The sequence below is a fragment of the Mucilaginibacter angelicae genome, assembly GCF_042434235.1.
Lineage (GTDB): Bacteria > Bacteroidota > Bacteroidia > Sphingobacteriales > Sphingobacteriaceae > Mucilaginibacter > Mucilaginibacter angelicae.
The window spans coordinates 767,891-787,407 of record NZ_JBHLTS010000004.1 but is presented as its reverse complement, the minus strand read 5'-3'; the positions used below and the strand labels follow the sequence as shown (position 1 = coordinate 787,407).

Here is a 19,517-nt window from a genome sequence, read left to right as displayed (position 1 = left end):
TAATAGTTGGTTTTTAGGTGGCAATCGTTTATGCCGCGACAATAACAGTTCATCCTATCTCACCTCGTCGACAATATTCGACTTGATTAACTCTTGATAAGACTTCTTTAACAATTTCAGGCTCTTTTCTTTATCAGCCGGTTTTAGTTTGATATTATTGATCAACAATAACGGTTTGTCGCCGCTGCCAAGAAAGCCAAATTGCAAGCTTTGCAGCGTGTCTTTGCCGCCGTCAAGGGCAAGGTTATTGATCAGATAATAATCCGCCCTCTCAGTAAAGAAATGTTGCGAGGTGTCCGTTTCAATCCGGTAACCTTTTGCCCTTAGTTTAGCCAGCGCCTTTTCTTTTGACATTTTCATCCTGTAGGATTTCCCGATATGAATATCCCCGCCTGGCTGCATATAATACCTGGTGGCCGGTGCTGTAGCCATAAAAACCAACGCAATAGGAACAATGGCTGGAAAATGTAAAAAAACAGGCAAAAAATGGCCGACCCTGTATTTGTCGATACGCTGAATCAGGTACCAGGATAAAGGCAGAACGGATAAAGCGATATAATCGCTATAGTCGACCGTTCTGGTGATCGGTATGAATGAGATTTTATTATAGGCCTCAATAAAGCCTGTTGAAAAAGGCGTTTTCCAAAAAATAAAAAACAGGCCTGTTACGATAACCGACCATTTGGAGAGTTTTGGAAAGAGGAACAATAAAAACATAGGGAAGATCAATAGCCCTGCAAAGTCCGACAGCTTCCCGGTCAGCCAACTGGTATAATGCTGTTTGAAATAATGGTCATTAAGTGCCAATAATAGCAGGCCGGCAATAAATATCCAGTTAAAGATCAGATAGTGATTACGGTTCGCATACATAGGATTTTTCATTGTTTTATATTTTAAAATTGTGATTCGTTTAATTGTCGGGCAATCTCATATATAACCTATTAAATTGTTGGCTTTGCGTAACGGGCGTTTAACGTGAATTTAATAAAATAAGTATTTCTTGTATGTTATTGCCTGCTCATAGATTAAACGGCCCGGACACATGACACCTCTTCAAAAAATATTTTAATTTTTTTCATTTCGGCGTAGGGGATACCCCTGTTTTTTTACTCTCCCTTACAAAACCGTATTTGTGTCAAAACAAGAATTTTTACAACTGATAGATAAATACCTCGCCGGGCAGGCAACTGCAGCGGAGAAGGAACAGTTGTTGAATTTTTTTGAAAGCTTTCAGGGTGATGCCGACGAATGGGATGAAAAAGTTATTGGTGTAAAGCAGGAACTGGAAGACCGCATGTTAAATAACATCAGGAAGGCTATCGCCGAACCTGTATTCAACGCACAGCCTCAGGTTATAAGGCTTCATCTTTTCAGAAATGTGGCCGCCGCCGCTATCATATTGCTGTTATCGGGTACTGCTGTTTATCATTGGTACAATAAACATGAACAGCAAAAAATGGCTGCTCAAAGCAAAGCAATTGTAAAACATGATGTTGATCCCGGCGATAACAGGGCTGTTTTAACCCTTGCCAATGGCACTAAGCTGATATTGGACTCGGCTAAGATTGGTTTGTTGAACCAGTCGGGTAACATCAGCATCAATAAAACACAGGATGGCCAGGTAGTTTATACTGAAGATAAAGACCAGCATCAAAATGGCCCGCTTGCTTATAATACTATTAGTACGCCGAGGGGAGGTCAGTACCAGGTAGTACTTCCTGACGGTTCAAAGGTATGGCTTAATTCTGCCTCTTCCCTGAAATTCCCTATGGCATTTACGGGTAATGAACGCGATGTGGAGCTCACCGGCGAGGGTTACTTCGAAGTAGCCAAAAATAAAACAAAACCTTTTAATGTGATGGTTAAAGATATTGAGGTAGCGGTACTTGGTACACATTTTAATATCATGGCCTATAATGATGAGGCCGCTGTTAAAACTACCCTGCTTGAAGGCTCGGTACGATTAACCCAGGGTAATATAAGTAATTTGCTAAAGCCCGGTCAGCAGGGTGTTATAAATAATAAAGGCATTAAAATTATTGATGTAGATACCGACGAAGTGGTAGCCTGGAAAAACGGCTTCTTTGACTTTGAGCGGGTAAACATACAAGAAATTATGAAGCAGCTTTCGAGGTGGTATGGTACCGAAGTAATGTACGAAGGTAAAATACCTGATGATGAGTTTGTAGGTAAGATCAGCAGGGATGTAAAACTATCACAGGTGTTACATATCCTTGAGTTAAGCCACGTGCGTTTTAGGATCGAGAACAAAAAGATAATTGTTACCCCTTAAAATAACCGGCAACTGATTTTTAACTGCATAACCCAAAATCTATGAAGAAACACTGACGCTCAAAATATTCCAACCTAAGTTCCCTTATCCAAATGAAAGAAAAGCCGGAAGCGCTGCAACGCTTCCGGCATAATGAATTGGATCAAGCTTTCCTGAATTTTCAATAACAGATTTTTTTTAACCCAAACATCACGAAGTTATGCATTTAAACTTTACTGGTAAAGTATTTAGTGCCTTTGGTACACATTCAAAACTGTTTTTGACGATGAGATTAACCGTCTTATTACTAATTATCGGCTGCCTGCAGCTAAGCGCTAAAAGCTTTTCGCAAACTATAACGCTGAATGAGAGAGGGATAGCTATTGATAAAGCTTTTAAAGCAATTGAAAAGCAAAGCGGCTATTATTTTTTTTACAGGTATAAGGATATTTCAAAAGCGAAGCCGGTTAATTTATCATTAACCAACGCAACGCTCCAGGAAGCCTTGCAGCAATGTTTTAAAGATGAACCTTTAACTTATGTAATTGATAATAAAAATATTATTGTTAATAAACAGGATGGTGCCGTTACAAAACCTGCACAAGCACCTATAACTATAAACGGTACTGTTACTGATGATAAAAACCAGCCGCTTCCGGGTGTTAACGTTCGTGTAAAAGGGACTAATGTTGGGGCTGTAACCAATGTTGAAGGTAAATATACCCTCACTGCCGAAGATAACAGTACGCTTGTATTCGCATTTATTGGGTTTCAAACCAAGGAGGAACCGGTAAATAAACGTACTTCAATAAATATTGTACTTGAAGAGGATAACAAAGAATTAAAAGAAGTGGTTGTTGTAGGTTATGGCAACCAGGAACGTAAGGATGTAACCGGTGCTGTTGGTTCGGTAAAAATGGCCAACATCAAAGAGATTAAAACAGCAAGCCTTGACTTGAAACTTGCAGGTCAGCTTGCAGGTGTTACTGTTAACCAGGTAACGGGTACACCGGGTGGCGGCGTATCCGTTAATATCCGCGGCGCCGGTTCAATCGGGGCAGGTGATGATCCCTTGTATGTTATAGATGGGTTTCCTATCTCTCCGGGTTTTGATCAATATTCTAATCCTTTAAGTACCATTAACCCCGATGATATTGAAAATATCAGTGTATTAAAAGATGCGGCTTCTACGGCTATCTATGGTTCACGAGGGTCAAATGGTGTTATTTTGATCACCACCAAAAGGGCAAAAAAGGGCGAGTCATCCGTAACCGTAAATACTTCATCGGGTGTGCAAACCATATTGTCCGGAACCAAACTGAAAATGATGACCGCCGAGCAATATGCGCAATGGCGCATTGAAGCCTTGCAGGACCTGGATAAGGTAAACGGTGTGGCTTTCAGTATTGACCAGGTACCTGAAGCCTTCAGGAACCCCAAGGCACTTGGCAAAGGTACCGACTGGTATGATGCCGTTACCCGTAATGCACCCATACAAAATTACGATGTTACCGTATCAAACGGGACTGATAAGATGCGCTCCTTGTTTTCATTAGGATATTTTGACCAGGAGGGAACCGTGCTCAACACCGGTTTCAGAAGATATTCTGTAAAAGCCAATATGGATGCCGATCTGTTTAAAAACGTTACAGCCGGTCTTAGTATTGCGTCAACTTATAGCCAGCGTAAATTACAGCAAACTGATGGCCATTTTGATCAGGCTATATTAAGCCAGGCTTATCTTGAAAGCCCGCTTACACCTGTAAAACAACCTGATGGTTCATATACCAATGTTGTAGGTTCGGCAGGAAATGAAAATATTCCGGGTACAGCGCTTAATGCAAATCCTGTAAGTGAACTGGTTAATACTACCAATAAATATGCACAATTCCGTACCCTGGCTAATACATACGTTAACTGGGAAATAATTAAGGGATTGGATGTGAAATCGACTTTTGGCATCGATTATCAGAATAGCAACGGCGATTACTTCCGCCCCTCATTCCTGGGCGGTTTTCGTGTTGCAAATAAAGACGGAACGCAGGTTAAAGCTGTCGGGTCATTCAATTCATCAAATTCATTTAACTGGCTCAGCGAAAACTCGGTGAACTATAAAAAAACCTGGGGTAACCATACTTTAAGCGTTTTGGGCGATTATTCGATTCAACAGGAAACCAACCATTACCGTTTAACTTACGGTACAGGTTTCCCGGATGATGTTGTCCATTCAATAAGAGCTGCTACTATTATTACGGCAGATGGCGGTGACGAAGAGTGGAGGCTATTATCATTGATTGGCAGGGTAAATTATGCCTTTAAGGATAAATATTTATTAAGTGCTTCTATACGCCGCGATGGGTCATCGAGGTTTGCGCCAGGGCACCGCTGGGGAACTTTTCCTTCAGTATCAGGGGGCTGGCGGATCTCTGACGAGTCGTTCTTTCCAAAAACAAATGTTATCGACCAGTTGAAATTTACTGCCAGCTATGGTCACGCAGGTAATAACAGCGTAGGTAACTATGATTATATCCCAACTGTTGATGAAACCAATTATACATTTGGCGGAGGGCTGGCTCCCGGAAAATCAATTACTTCGCTTGGTAATACCGAAGTAGGCTGGGAAACCACCAAACAGTTTGATATAGGTATGGACCTTTCATTATTTAAAGGCCGGGTTTATTTAATTGCCGAATATTATAACCGCTTTACTGAACGCTTACTGCAATACATACCGGTACCTTTAGCTTCGGGTTATGGATACGCGTTATCAAATGTAGGTAACGTGCGTAACCGCGGTTTTGAATTTACGGTAACTACCAAAAATATTGTTAGCAAGGCTTTTAACTGGAGTACAGATTTTAATATATCGTTTAATCGTAACAAGGTTTTAAGTCTTGGCCCTACACCTCAAATCTATGACGCGCCCCTGAACGACAACCCAACCAGTATTACCATGGTAGGGTTGCCTCTTGGGCAGTTTTACGGATATATTTTTGAGGGCATATTCCAAAGCCAGGCCGAACTTGACAAATACCCCCACTTTGATGGTGAAAATATAGGTAATGTGAGGTATAAGGATGTTAATGGTGATGGTATAATTGATGGGAAAGACCAGGTACCTATCGGTAACCCATGGCCTAAGTTTACATTCGGCTTTAATAATCATTTCAGTTATAAACAATTTGATCTGAACATTATATCTGCCGGCTCGGTAGGGGGGCATGTATTTGATATGTACAAGCAATTTACTACCAATTTGGATGGCATTTTTAATGTTGAGCAAAGCGTTATAAACCGCTGGAGATCGCCGCAGCAGCCCGGGGCAGGTTTACTGCCTACCACAACTTCAAATACCGGTTTGGCCCGCGATTTTTATCCGTCATACTGGGTTGAGAGTAATTCATATTTAATGGTGAAGAATATCGACCTCGGGTACAACTTCAAAACAAAGTTCAGCAGAAATTTCAGGGTGTATTTCAGTGCTCAAAACGCTATCCTGATAACAGGATATAAGGGAGGTAATCCCGAGGTTGGCATTGAAGGACAACAGGGAAACCGCTCTTTATCGCCTAATGTGAATTTTACAGGCTATCCTGTTTCGGCAATTTACACATTAGGTTGTAACGTGACATTTTAGGCTACACGGAAACTACGGAGAACTCAATTTGAGCAACATTAAGAATCGGAAACCATGAAAAAAAACATATACCTTTTTCTTACCCTGGCAGCTATTGGTTTTTATGGCTGTAAAAAAGATTATCTTAACCTGCAGCCTACAGATACTCAAAACAGCGCCAACTTTTTTAAAACCAAGGCCCAGTTTGTTCAGGCTATTAATGGCGCTTATGCTCCGCTTCAGGGTTTATATACAGGATCGTTTTGGGCAATGGGCGAAATGCGGTCTGATAATACTTCGTATGAATATGATCCCTATGACCGTTCGGGTACCAGTAAGGAAGAGCTTGATGAGTTTCGGGAATTAAATAACAACGACATTGTGCAGGATTACTTTAGCACAAGCTATACCGGAATAGGCCGGTGCAATGTTATAATCAATCGTTTGCCTGCGGCTAAGCTTGATGCTGCAACTACTGATACTGTAGGTGGGCAGGCTTTGTTTTTACGGGCGTTCAATTATTTTAACCTGGTGCGTATGTTTGGCGATGTACCGCTGGTGCTTACCGAGCCAAAATCGGTAGGTGATGCTTATGATCTGTCTACAAAATCGCCGGCAGCATCTGTTTATACGCAGATCATTGCTGATGCGCAGGCTGCTATTGCTAAACTGCCCTTAAGATATGTGGCTACAGCTGATAAGGGCAGGGTTACTAAAGGTACAGCCGAGACGATGCTTGCCGAAGTTTACATGACCCAAAAGAAGTTTAACCTGGCTATACCGCTTTTACGCAGTGTGGTATCATCAGGCGTTTATAGTCTCAACCATAACTACGCCGATAATTTCAACGTGAATACGGAGAATGGGCCCGAATCGATCTTTGAGATTCAATACATAGAGGGTACAAATGGTTTGGGCAGCGATTTTATCGACACATTTATCCCCTGGGATTATTACGATGAAGATGTTACCGGTTACTCCATTGACAATAATGCCCAAAACGGATGGAATATCCCTACGCAGGATTTGGTAAACGCCTTTGAAGATGGGGATGAAAGAAGAGATGCATCACTTATTGATTTTACTTCAGACGAATATGGTATCGATTTACCGTTCATAAAGAAATTTACAGGGCCAAAAACTGCTGTTAAGGGTATTACGCCTAACAACTTTCCTGTTTACCGCTACGCAGATGTTTACCTCATGCTGGCCGAATGTTTGAACGAGCAGGGCTTTGCAGGTGGCGGTGATGCTTTTAAATACCTTAATCTGGTTAGGCAGCGTGCCGGGCTTGAACCTAAATCAATGGGCAACGATAATCCCGATTTAAATGTAAGCAGCCAGGAACAGTTTCGCACTGCAATAGCCCACGAACGCCAGGTGGAGCTTGCTTTTGAAAATCACCGCTGGTTTGATCTTTTGCGTACAGGCAAGGCAACAGAAGTAATGAAAGCACATGCCGCGAGTGAAAGGGCTTACAAAAATGACTCATGGCAAATTAACTCAGCAGCATACAGCAACATCCGCCTGCTTTTCCAATATCCTTTAAACGAAGCAAACCTCGAACATTAATAATGTTACATGGCCCGGTCGAAACTTTTACCGGGCCATATTACGTTTATAAGGTATATTGCAATGAGCGCATCATTTTTTCGGCCTGCTCAATAAAAATAACAGGTGCATATCAAAACAATATCGCTGTTAAAGTATCTTTAATAGCATGAACTATTAAACCCTAAAAGGTATGTGTAAAAAGGTATGCACACGCATCATTATATTGCTTTTTTCTTATCTGCCCATAATAGCACAGGCGCAAAAAGCGCTGCCGGTTCCCCCGCCGTTCCGGGTTGATAATTTGGTTTGCGAGTATAAAATAAACCCCATCTCTGTAGATGAAGCTACCCCCCGCCTTGGCTGGAAACTGATAACCCGCGACCGTAACATTCAGCAAATTGCCTATGAAGTAAGGGTGGGCAGCAATGCGGTATCATTACTTAAAGGCAAAGAACTACTCTGGACATCGGGCAAAGTTGCCTCAGGCGAATCGCTGCACGTTTATTATGCCGGGCCTGCACTTGCCTCGCGCCAGAAAGTTTACTGGCAGGTGCGCATCTGGAACAACAGGCAACAGGTTACCCCATGGAGCATGGTTAACTCCTGGAAAATGGGCCTGCTTAAACCTGCCGACTGGAGTGCCAAATGGATAGAGGACAACTATCAGTCGGATACCACCGGTGGCCCCAGCCCTATGTTCAGGAAGACATTTAAGATTGACCATAAAGTGCGCGCCGCACATTTATACATTACTGCGCATGGTTTGTATGAGGCACAATTTAACGGCAAACGGATAGGCACCGACTATTTTGCCCCCGGATGGACGAGCTATAATAAACGCTTGCAATACCAGGTTTACGATGTAACCGCCGATTTATTGAAAGGTGATAACGCTGTTGGCGTAACCCTTGGCGATGGCTGGTACCGCGGCTATACTTACAACCGTAAAAAGAATGTGTATGGCACCAAGCTTGGTTTGCTTTTCCAGTTAGAGATTGTGTATACCAATGGCAAACGGATACTCATCAATTCGGACAAAACATGGAAGGTTGCTTATGGCCCGATCCGTTCATCATCATTTTTTGATGGCGAGGTTTATGATGCCCGTAAGGAAAAGAAGGGCTGGTCGACCATTGCCTACAAAGATCTCAACTGGGATTCGGTACGTACAATTGATACCGTTAAAGATAATTTAGTGGCTACTTTTGGCCCGCCGGTGCGCAAGCATGAAATTTTTAAGCCGCTTAAAGTGTTTACTACTCCTGCCGGCGAGCATGTGGTTGATTTTGGGCAGAACCTGGTTGGCTGGGTACAATTTAAACTGAAGGCCAAAGCAGGCGACACGGTAAAGTTATTCCATGCCGAGGTTTTGGATCAGAAAGGGAACTTCTACACCAAAAACCTGCGCACGGCTAAACAGGAAAATACCTATATTTTCAAAGGCGATAGTATTGAAACATTCGAGCCGCATTTTACCTTCCAGGGTTTCAGGTATCTGAAGGTAGAGGGATATAACGGTACTTTGGATTCAACAAATGTGGCTGCCTTTGCTGTATACTCAGATATGGCACAAACTGGCATGTTTTCTACCTCCAATCCGCTCATTAACCAGTTACAGCATAATATTCAATGGGGCCAAAAGGGCAACTTTGTTGATGTCCCTACCGACTGCCCTCAGCGCGACGAACGCATGGGCTGGACAGGCGATGCCCAGGCCTTTTGTCGCACAGCTACCTTCAATATGGACGTGGCCGGTTTTTTTACCAAATGGTTAAAAGACCTTTCGGCCGATCAGCATAAAAATGGCGCTGTGCCTTACGTGATCCCTAATATGCTGGATAGTGCTTCGGCCGCGGCTTCGGGCTGGAGCGATGTGGCGACTATTGTTCCATGGAATATTTACCTGGCCTATGGTGATAAGCAGGTGTTAGAAAATCAGTATCCAAGCATGATAGCCTGGGTAGGGTATATCACCCGCCACACCCGTAACGGCCTTTGGGATACGGGTAACCACTTTGGCGACTGGCTGTTTTATGCCGGCACCGATTATGAGGATGGTGCCGCCCTGACCGATAAAAACCTGATAGCCCAGGCATTTTATGCTTACTCAACTCAACTGGTTATCAATGCAGCCACCATATTGGGTAAGGATGATGATGTTAAAAAATACACCCAGCTACTGGCTGATATCAAAAAGGCTTTCCAGGCAGAATATGTTACGCCTAACGGCAGGATGATTTCGGGTACGCAAACATCATATGTGCTGGCGCTGAATTTTGACCTGCTGCCCGAAAACCTGCGCGAATCTGCAGCAAAAAGGCTGGTAAGCAATATTGAGGATTATGATGAACACATTACAACAGGCTTTTTAGGTACGCCCTACATTTGCCATGTATTAAGCCGTTTCGGTCACACTGATATTGCTTATGACCTGTTAATGAAAGAATCATATCCTTCATGGCTTTATCCCGTAAAAAACGGGGCTACTACCATATGGGAACGCTGGGATGGCATAAAACCCAACGGCACCTTTGAAGATCCGGAGATGAACTCCTTTAACCACTATGCCTACGGAGCCATAGGTGATTGGATGTACCGCGTTATAGCCGGCATTAACACTGATGAAGGAGCGCCTGGTTTTCATAAAATAAACATATTTCCACACCCCGGTGGTAAACTAACCAATGCCAATGCCGAGCTGGAAACACTTTACGGGAAGGTAAAATCGGCCTGGAGTATTGATAATGGCATTTTTACCCTTGATATTATCGTACCGCCAAATACCACTGCACAGATCACCTTACCTGCCGTTGATGGCCCGGTGACTGAAAGTAATATCGATATCAACACCAATAAAGACATTGCAAACATCAAACCCGTAGGCGGAGATATGCAAATGGATGTTGGCTCGGGTACTTACCAGTTTAAATACATTTTAAAAACGCATAAAAAAAATAGCTAATAATAACTCATGGCAGCTACAGTGATCAACCAGCAGGAACCGCTTAAAAATACAGGCACAGTAAAGGCAAGCCGCCCAAGGCTCTTGTCGCTTGATTTTTTCAGGGGATTTACCGTAGCCGCCATGATCCTGGTAAATGACCCCGGCGATTGGGGCCATATTTACTGGCCTCTTGAACACTCCAAATGGAATGGCTGTACCCCAACCGATCTGGTGTTTCCATTCTTCCTGTTTATGGTGGGCGTATCCATTGTATACGCCATGGAAAGCAAAAAGGCCGAGGTGGAGAAGCACAACGCTTTGCTGCTGTCCATTCTGCGCCGTACGCTAATCATTATAGCCCTTGGCGTTTGTTTACCCTTGATCAACGATTTTCAATTCGCGCATCTGCGTTTCCCCGGTGTGTTGCAGCGCATCGGGCTTGTGTTTGGTATAACTGCCTTGCTGTATGTTAAAACCGGCATTCGTACACAGGTAATTATTGCTGTAAGTTGCCTTATCGGTTATTATTTATTAATGACCCTGGTGCCTGTCCCCGGTTTTGGTACACCTAACCTGGAACCTGCTACTAATTTAGGTGCCTGGATCGACCGGTCGGTATTTACAGAAAACCATCTCTGGGGTTCATCCAAAACCTGGGATCCGGAAGGTTTACTGGGCACTATCCCATCTGTTGCCACATGTTTATTAGGAGTGTTTACCGGCACCTGGCTCAAAACGGGTAAATTCAAAACCAGTATCGATCTGTCTAAAATGATGGGGGCAGGTATTGTATTGATCGTACTGGCCCTGATCTGGAACACATTCTTCCCCATCAACAAACAACTGTGGACAAGCTCATTTGTGCTGCTTACCGCTGGTTTGGCTATCAACGTCCTGGCGCTATCTTATTGGTTTATCGATATCAAAGGGAATAAAGCTTTGCTACCGCCTTTTCTGGCTTTCGGGCGAAATGCCATTGCTGCCTATGTTTTGGCTGATATTATCCCGGCTGTATTGTCTATTATTCCGGTGCAGAAAACTAATTTATGGTCGTTCACTTACAATCATTTGTTTGTACCATACCTCTCGCCCGAAAACGCATCACTGGCAGGGGCTATCCTAACTGTGCTGATCATTTTTGTCCCGGTCTGGATCCTTTATAAAAAGAATATCACCATTAAGGTATAACCTTATTCATTACCCCCTCAAATGAAGAAAATACTATCGTTAAAATATATAGTTCTATCTGCTTCCTTGCTTTTATCAGTTATAGCGGTAAAAGCACAGTTTCATATTATACCGCAACCGGTGAGCTTAACAGCCGGTAAAGGCAGTTTTTTATTGAGTAAGAATGCCGTGATCGGGGTTAATAAAGAAACTGAACCCATAGGCAAATACCTGCAGGATTATCTTAATCAAAATTATGGGTTTCAAACAACGGTAAAGGTTTTTGAACAGATCCCGGCTAAAACAGCTATCAGGTTAAACAATGTTTGGTCTAACGCGGAAAGCGCCTATACCATGCACGTAACCCCTGCATCAGTAAGTATCAGCGGTAATGGTGCTGGCGTGTTTTACGGAGTACAAACATTGATTCAATTGTTGCCGACAGATAAAAGCCCGGTATTGAAAATAAGCGCCTGCTCCGTTGCAGATCAACCGCGTTTTGGCTGGCGGGGTTTGAGTTTGGATGTAAGCCGCCATTTTTTTACAGTTGATGAAGTTAAAAAATACATTGATGTAATGGCTCATTACAAACTGAATGTGTTTCACTGGCATTTAACCGACGATGAAGGCTGGCGCATCCAGATTGATAAATATCCCCGCCTTACCGAAGTGGGTTCAAAGATCAGTTATTACGCCAAACGGGGAGAGTTTCGTAAGCTGGATAACCTGATTGATGAGGGGAGGGATGGTTTTTATACTAAAGATGAAATCCGCGAGGTGATCAAATATGCGCAGGACAGGTTTGTAACCATCCTGCCCGAAATTGAAATGCCGGGCCATAGTGAGGCGGCTATTTTTGCCTACCCACAACTGGGCTGCCAGGACTCGACAGGGGCTAAACACCGGGTACGCATGCTGGATCCAAGTGAGTATACTTTCAAATTTATGGAAGATGTACTGACGGAAGTGATTGCTCTGTTCCCTAATCAATACATTCACATTGGCGGTGATGAGGCCGAGATGGTTGACTGGCTCAAGAGCCCGACGGCTGTTGCCCTCATGAAGCGCGAGCATCTGAAAAGTGAAAAAGAGGTACAGAGTTATTTTATTAAACGGATAGAGAAATTCCTGCTCTCAAAAAATAAACGATTGGTAGGCTGGGACGAGATCTTACAAGGTGGCCTTGCCGAATCGGCCACGGTGATGAGCTGGCAGGGTGAAGCCGGAGGGATCGCCGCTGCCAAAATGCATCACCATGTGGTAATGACTCCGTTGCCGTACATGTACTTTGACGCTCCGCAGGCTAATGAAGACCTTGAACCGATAGGCTGGAACCCACCGGTTACCTGGCAAATGGTGTACAATTACGAGCCGCAGTCAAAAGAATTAACCAATGCCGAAGCCGAGTATATTTTGGGTGCACAAGGTAATATCTGGAACGAAAAGGTGCCAAACGTACAACACCTCGAATATATGGTTTACCCCCGCGCCCTTGCCGTAGCCGAACTCACCTGGAGCCCAAAAAATGAAAAGGACCTTGAACGCTTCGGCTGGAAAATGAAAAACCAGTATGGCCTGTTTAAGCTGTGGGATTTCAACGCCCGTCTGCCCGATATTGACGGTGTTGATAATGTAATTACTAATAAAAGCAGGTTTAAATTAACGCTGAATTATCCGCTGCAAGGGGCTAAGGTACGTTATGCGTTAAACGGAAAGATGCCGGATAATAATAGCCCGTCTGCACCTTTTCCTGTAAATATTAATGTGCCCTTAAACGATAGCATTGGTTTAAGAACATTTACCACCTGGACACTGAATGATCAGCACGTTCGCCAAACGGCCAGCATCAGGCGTGTGAGTATCAAGCCAGCGCACCAAAAAGTTGCAAATCTGAAACCCGGCATGGCCTATGAGGTTTTTAAAACGAGGGAACATGATATAGCCAAACTGGAAAGCGAAAAACCAGCAGAAACCGGAGAAACAAACCTGATTGTTCCTGTTAAACCTGTTACCGATGGCTACATTAACTGGGTGAAAATTAAAGGTTTTATTAAGATTGAAAAGGAAGCCGATTATGAATTAACCACAGGTTTTGAGGTTAGCCCGGCTTTGTTTTTGGATGAAGTGCCGGTAATAAAAATGGGATTAAATACTTATGTTGAACCGCAAAAAGCTTTATTACACCTTAAAAAAGGCGTATATGCTTTAAGCGGACATTACATTGCCGATAAAGCCAACGAAAACCAAACCCTGATAGAGCTTAAAATTGCGGGTGGGGAAAAGCTTTATCCGAAGTTTTATTTGATGCATTAAAATCTAAAAGCGTCATTGCGAGGAACGAAGCAATCCCCGATCTACAGAGCCACTCTGTATAGTTCGCGATTGCTTCGTTCCTCGCAATGACGGCGCTTAATTTTATGTTTCATCAACAACCTACTAAATTTCATACCCATGCAAAAGAAACTATGCTTACTTACCGCGTTAACTTTTGTAATAAACATTGCCAGCGCGCAGGTTTATAAAGACCCCAAAGCACCTGTAGCTGAGCGGGTGAAAGACCTGCTAAGCCGCATGACGCTGGAAGAAAAAGTGGGCCAGATGAGCATGAACTCCTTAAAAGGCTCCATGCAAAACCCAATTGCTTATGGCGTTTGTGAAAGTCCTTTCACCAATATTAATGATATCTCGGCGTTATCCATCGCCGCAAAAAAGTACGCTAAGGAAAAAACGCGCCTGGGTATTCCGCCTATACAAATAGGAGAGTGCCTGCACGGGCAGCTGGCAGCAGGCGCTACCATTTTTCCGCAGGCCATAGCGCAGGGCAGCACCTGGAACCCGGCACTGATTGAAAAAATGGGTTCGGTAATTGCGTACGAAGCATCCTCATCGGGAGTTGACCAGGCGCTTTCACCGCTGTTTGATCTCATTCGCGACCCGCGTTATGGCCGTAACGAAGAATGTTATGCCGAAGATCCTTACCTCGTAAGCAGAATGGGAACCTCGTTTGTGATCGGGATGCAGGGCGATCCTTCACAAACCATTTACGGTATAGGGAAAGATAAAGTGATGTGTACGGCCAAGCATTTTGCAGCTTACAGCATCCCTGTGGCGGGTATTAATTTGGCCCCGGCATCGGTAGGGGAGCGTGAATTACGCTCAATGTTTTTACCACCTTTTAAAGATGCGGTGCAAAAGGCAAATATCTATGCTGTTATGCCTGCTTACAACGAGATTGACGGCGTGCCCGCACATGCCAATCATTTCCTATTGCAAACCATTTTAAGGCAGGAATGGGGCTTTAAAGGCTATATGTTTTCAGACTATGAAGGTCTTAAACATTTATACACCTTTCACCATATCGCCAAAGATGCCGAAGGTGCCGCGCCCATCGGCCTAAGTGCCGGGGTTGACCTGGAAGCCCCAAGCCCGGATGTATACGATAAACTGATCGGTCTTGTAAAAACAGGAAAAGTAAAAGAAGCACAGATTGACAGCGCTGTTGCCCGGATCCTTACCATAAAATTTAAAGCAGGTTTGTTTGAAAAGGCATTGCCCGATACCTCGGTACTAAAAAAACGGGTGCATACCCCGGAGCATATCGCCCTGTCGCAACAAATAGCCGAGGAATCTATCATCCTGCTCAAAAACGATAAACAGCTTTTGCCGCTCACTATAAACAGCCTGAAATCGCTGGCGGTGATAGGCCCTAATGCCAACCAGGTTCAGTATGGCGATTATAGCTCAACCCGAGATAGCCGCTCGGGTACAACGGTACTTAATGGCATCAGGCAATTGGTTGGCAATAAAATAAAGATCAATTATGCCAAAGGTTGCACCCTTTCAGGTTCAGATAAAAGTGGCTTTGCCGAAGCTGTTACGGCAGCAAAGAATAGCGATGCTGTAGTAGTAGTTTTAGGTACCACCAGCGTAGTATTCTCGGGCGTAGGCTGGAACGGTCACGCACCCGAAAGCGAGCCGAAAGACCCTTTTACCTGTGGCGAGGGTTATGATGTTACCGATATCAACCCTGATGGCGTACAACGTGAATTATTACAGGCTGTTTATAAAACCGGTAAGCCTGTAATTTTGGTATTGGTGCACGGCAGGCCGCAAAGCATCAGCTGGGAAAAGAAAAATATCCCGGCTATTGTGGAGGCCTGGTATCCCGGCGAGCGTGGCGGTAATGCCATTGCCAATATCCTGTTTGGCAAGGTGAACCCATCGGGCAGGTTGAATGTATCTATCCCACAGTCCACCGGGCATATCCCGGTATTTTATAACCATGTGGCATCTAATAAAGGCTTTTATCATAATCCCGGCTCTCCCGAAAAACCAGGGCAGGATTATGTTTTTTCATCGCCCGATGTGCTGTTCCCTTTTGGTTTTGGCTTGAGCTATACCTCGTTTAAATACAGCAATATGCAGGTTTCGGCAGCATCATTCGGCAAAAATGAGGCGGTGACGGTTTCGGTAGATGTAACCAATAGCGGCAGTATGACGGGTAAGGAAGTGGTACAGATGTATCTCGGCAACAAAGTAAATTCGGTAACCACCCCGGTAATGGCGCTTAAGGGTTTCGATAAGATCAGCCTTAAGCCCGGCGAAACACAAACAGTAAAGTTTGTAGTAAAACCCGAAGATATTGCCATTTGGAACAATGATATGAAACTGGTGAGCGAACCCGGTACATTTGATGTAATGATAGCCCGCTCGGCCGAAGAGGTGGTGCTTAAAAAAACAATCGAATACAAAGAATAAAGGTATGAGAAAGCTAACCGCCATTTTGATGCTGTTGATCTCTGCTGTATCAGCCAATGCCCAGTATGGTAAATACGTAAATACTTTCATAGGTACATCGGCAACCGGCCATACTTTTCCGGGTGCTACAGTGCCCTTCGGAATGGTTCAGCTCAGCCCCGAAACCGGCAATTTCGGCTGGAACTATTGTTCCGGTTACCGTTATGAAGATACCGTGATCATGGGCTTTGCGCATACCCATCTGAGCGGCACAGGTGGTGTTGACCTGGGCGATGTACTGTTCTTTCCCTTTCAGGGAGCACAGCCTCAAAAGTTTCAGAGCAAATTTTCCCATCAACAGGAAAAGGCCTCACCCGGTTACTACGAAGTGCTTTTGAGCGATAATAATATCAAGGCACAACTTACGGCTTCCGCGCATACCGGTTTGCACCGGTATACTTTTACTAAAGCAGGTAAGGCCCACCTGCTTGTTGATATGCAAAGCGGATTAGTGGAAAGCCCGGAGCAATTAACAGAACATGTATCCGAAGGGGAGATCAGTATCGATAGCAAAACAACCATCAGCGGTTATGCTTTTTCGAGCCAGTGGGTGGATAAAAAAGTATATTTCACAGCCATTTTTAACCGTGCGTTTACCGGTCACCATTTTATTGATGGCGATAACAAACGCCGTTTGGTGCTTGATTTCGACCTGAAACCCGGTGAAACTATTGAGGCTAAAGTCGGCATCTCGGGCGTAAGCATTGCCGGCGCCCGTAAAAACCTGCTGGCCGAAACGCAGTATAAAACATTTGAACAGGTAAAGGCCGAGGCTGCCCGGGCCTGGGAAAACAACCTGGCTAAACTTAAAGCCGAAGGTACAGAACCAGAGAAGATAGCCTTTTACACCAGCCTGTACCATGCCCTGATCCAGCCCAATAACATTGCCGATGTTGACGGGCAATACCGCGGGGCCGACAGCCTGGTGCACCGCTCGGCAGATAAAGTGTTTTATTCCACGTTTTCGCTTTGGGATACTTACCGGGCTGCGCACCCGTTGTATACTATAATTTGCCCCGACAGGGATGGGCAAATGGTGGAAAGTATGCTACAGCACAATGATGTAGCCGGTATGCTGCCCATCTGGACACTGTGGGGTAAAGAGAGTTTTGCTATGATCGGTAACCACGCCGTACCGGTAATTGTGGATGCCGCCCTAAAGGGTATTAAAGGTTTTGACAAACAAAAAGCTTTTGAGGCTATCAAAGCCACACTCACGCATAATAAAAACCCTAAATACGATTGGAGCCTGTACATGCGTTATGGCTACCTGCCATCAGATACCGTACCGCGCGAAGCCGTTTCCCGTACTTTGGAAGCCGCTTATGACGATTGGTGTGCCGCCCAACTGGCCAAAGCGCTGAACAAACAAAGCGATTATACCTATTTCATCAAACGATCGCGGTTTTATAATAACCTGTTTGATAAAAGCACGCGCCTCATGCGTGGCCGTAAATCAAACGGCGACTGGGTGCAACCCTTTGCCAACCTGGATAGCGGTCAACTGGCCATAGGTGGCGACTACACCGAGGGTAACGCCTGGCAATACACCTGGCAGGTACAGCATGATATCCCCGGTTTAATAAAACTGATGGGCGGTAAAAAAGCATTTTCGGCTAAGCTGGATTCATTGTTTACCATGGATTCTAAAGTATTTGGTAAAGGTTCAACCCTTGATGTTACCGGGCTGATAGGCCAATATGCGCATGGTAACGAACCCAACCATCATGTAGCCTATTTGTATACCCTTGCCGGTAACCCGGCCAAAACACAGGAACTGGTAAGGCAGATTGCCGATCAGTTTTATATTAACAAACCGGATGGCCTGTCGGGCAATGACGATTGCGGGCAGATGTCGGCCTGGTATATTTTTACAGCGATGGGTTTTTACCCGGTTAATCCGGCTGATGGACATTATGTTTTCGGTGTGCCCTTGCTGGATAAATTCAGCATTGCCTTGGCTGGTGGTAAAAGCTTTGTGATAGAAGCAAAGGGGTTATCCAAAGCAAATAAATATGTGCAGAGCATCATTTTGAATGGTAGGCCTTATACTAAAGAATACATCACCCATAAGGATATTATGAACGGTGGGAAGCTGGTGTTTGTGATGGGGGATAAGGCGAAAGCGCCGGTGTTTTAACATAAAGGCAAGTTCAAGCGTCCACGCTTACTGTTTATTGCACGAGAGCGTGGACGCTCACTTTCGGAGGTGATTCAAGCGTGGACGCTTGAACCTGCGTTTTAAACTTGCCTTTATATTATAACAAAACCTTGTATTGATAATCCAAAATCACCTCCACATTTACACTCTCCACAATCTTCCACTCGTTCAATTCCTTAATAAACTCCGGTTTTTCAAGTCCCGAATCAAGGGCCGCCTGTGTGTAAAAATCGGCTTTGGCCGGATGCTTAGACGAGCAGCCATTAAATAAATATCCGAAAGCTTGATTAGCCAGGATTGCCTTGCTGATACCGATGCAATCATCCAGGTGGATCAGGTTCACCGGCGCATCGCCGTTAGGAACAGCCTTTTTACCGGCAAAAAATCGGCCGGGGTTACGCGCCGGGCCAATCAATCCTGCAAAGCGGATAATGGTTGTTTTAAAACTATTCTCAGCAAGAAAAAGGTTTTCGGCCTCAAATAATACCCTGCCGGCTTCGGTATTGGGTTGAGGATCGGTTTCTTCATTTACATGCTTATTGCTATCGGCATAAACCCCCGTGGAGCTGATGAACACCACATTTTGTATAGCAAACTGTTTTATGGCCTTGATAATGCCTTTAACCTTTTCTATAAAAGCAAGACCTTCGCCGCTGCGGCTTTTGGGCGGGATGGCTATCCACAAAACATCGCAATCAAAAAAGTTGGCATCATATATTTCTTCGTTTGGCAAAAAATTAACAACGTAAGGCTTAATACCCATTGCCGTTAGGCTTGCAAGTTTATCGGTAGAAGTTGTTGACCCTTTTACCTGCATGCCATCGGCAATTAACGCTTTACCCAATGCGCTGCCATACCAGCCGCAGCCTAAAATACTAATGTTTGTTTTACCGGGCATGCTATAAAATAATGCTTTGGCGCAAAGGTAATTAAATAATAATATGGTGTTTGGCTGCCGGTAATGTGCTTTTGTTTTAAACTTTTTAGGCATACCGGGCGTTATTGC

10 protein-coding genes are annotated in these 19,517 nt (G+C 44.3%); 8 read left to right on the top strand and 2 right to left on the bottom strand.

The window, feature by feature from the left end:
• Positions 1-54: 54 nt before the first annotated feature.
• A complete protein-coding gene (locus ACFFGT_RS03295; protein WP_377021079.1) occupies positions 55-882 on the bottom strand; it encodes a hypothetical protein in 828 nt (275 codons plus the stop codon).
• A 250-nt stretch (positions 883-1,132) separates the two neighbouring features.
• Here ACFFGT_RS03295 and ACFFGT_RS03290 point away from each other — a divergent pair, with 250 nt between their 5' ends.
• The 8 genes from ACFFGT_RS03290 to ACFFGT_RS03255 all read left to right on the top strand — a co-directional run bounded on the left by ACFFGT_RS03290 (position 1,133) and on the right by ACFFGT_RS03255 (position 18,490).
• On the top strand, positions 1,133-2,293 hold the full coding sequence (locus ACFFGT_RS03290) for a FecR family protein (protein ID WP_377021078.1): 1,161 nt from the start codon (positions 1,133-1,135) through the stop codon (positions 2,291-2,293).
• A 265-nt stretch (positions 2,294-2,558) separates the two neighbouring features.
• Positions 2,559-5,909 (top strand): TonB-dependent receptor, encoded by a 3,351-nt coding sequence (locus ACFFGT_RS03285; RefSeq protein WP_377021077.1) that lies wholly within the window; start codon positions 2,559-2,561, stop codon positions 5,907-5,909.
• Positions 5,910-5,963: 54 nt separating this feature from the next.
• On the top strand, positions 5,964-7,460 hold the full coding sequence (locus ACFFGT_RS03280; protein ID WP_377021076.1) for a RagB/SusD family nutrient uptake outer membrane protein: 1,497 nt from the start codon (positions 5,964-5,966) through the stop codon (positions 7,458-7,460).
• 172 nt (positions 7,461-7,632) lie between these two features.
• Positions 7,633-10,404, top strand: a complete 2,772-nt coding sequence (locus tag ACFFGT_RS03275) for a family 78 glycoside hydrolase catalytic domain (RefSeq protein WP_377021075.1) — start codon at positions 7,633-7,635, stop codon at positions 10,402-10,404.
• A 9-nt stretch (positions 10,405-10,413) separates the two neighbouring features.
• Entirely contained in the window at positions 10,414-11,574 is a 1,161-nt protein-coding gene (locus ACFFGT_RS03270) for an acyltransferase family protein (protein ID WP_377021074.1), read from the top strand.
• A gap of 21 nt (positions 11,575-11,595) precedes the next feature.
• The gene (locus tag ACFFGT_RS03265) at positions 11,596-13,866 is read left to right on the top strand and encodes a beta-N-acetylhexosaminidase (RefSeq protein WP_377021073.1); all 2,271 of its coding nucleotides are present in this window, start codon (positions 11,596-11,598) and stop codon (positions 13,864-13,866) included.
• A gap of 138 nt (positions 13,867-14,004) precedes the next feature.
• Entirely contained in the window at positions 14,005-16,311 is a 2,307-nt protein-coding gene (locus ACFFGT_RS03260; protein ID WP_377021072.1) for a glycoside hydrolase family 3 N-terminal domain-containing protein, read from the top strand.
• 4 nt (positions 16,312-16,315) lie between these two features.
• Positions 16,316-18,490, top strand: coding sequence for a GH92 family glycosyl hydrolase (locus ACFFGT_RS03255; protein ID WP_377021071.1), 2,175 nt, complete (start codon positions 16,316-16,318; stop codon positions 18,488-18,490).
• A gap of 118 nt (positions 18,491-18,608) precedes the next feature.
• Here ACFFGT_RS03255 and ACFFGT_RS03250 read toward each other — a convergent pair whose 3' ends face one another.
• Entirely contained in the window at positions 18,609-19,502 is an 894-nt protein-coding gene (locus ACFFGT_RS03250; RefSeq protein ID WP_377021070.1) for an SDR family oxidoreductase, read from the bottom strand.
• Between the last annotated feature and the right edge of the window lie 15 nt (positions 19,503-19,517).

Coding starts and splice junctions, on each gene's coding strand:
- ACFFGT_RS03295 (WP_377021079.1), bottom strand. CDS start 882: ATGAAAAATCCTATGTATGCGAACCGTAATCACTATCTGATCTTTAAC.
- ACFFGT_RS03285 (WP_377021077.1), top strand. CDS start 2,559: ATGAGATTAACCGTCTTATTACTAATTATCGGCTGCCTGCAGCTAAGC.
- ACFFGT_RS03280 (WP_377021076.1), top strand. CDS start 5,964: ATGAAAAAAAACATATACCTTTTTCTTACCCTGGCAGCTATTGGTTTT.
- ACFFGT_RS03275 (WP_377021075.1), top strand. CDS start 7,633: ATGTGTAAAAAGGTATGCACACGCATCATTATATTGCTTTTTTCTTAT.
- ACFFGT_RS03270 (WP_377021074.1), top strand. CDS start 10,414: ATGGCAGCTACAGTGATCAACCAGCAGGAACCGCTTAAAAATACAGGC.
- ACFFGT_RS03265 (WP_377021073.1), top strand. CDS start 11,596: ATGAAGAAAATACTATCGTTAAAATATATAGTTCTATCTGCTTCCTTG.
- ACFFGT_RS03260 (WP_377021072.1), top strand. CDS start 14,005: ATGCAAAAGAAACTATGCTTACTTACCGCGTTAACTTTTGTAATAAAC.
- ACFFGT_RS03255 (WP_377021071.1), top strand. CDS start 16,316: ATGAGAAAGCTAACCGCCATTTTGATGCTGTTGATCTCTGCTGTATCA.
- ACFFGT_RS03250 (WP_377021070.1), bottom strand. CDS start 19,502: ATGCCTAAAAAGTTTAAAACAAAAGCACATTACCGGCAGCCAAACACC.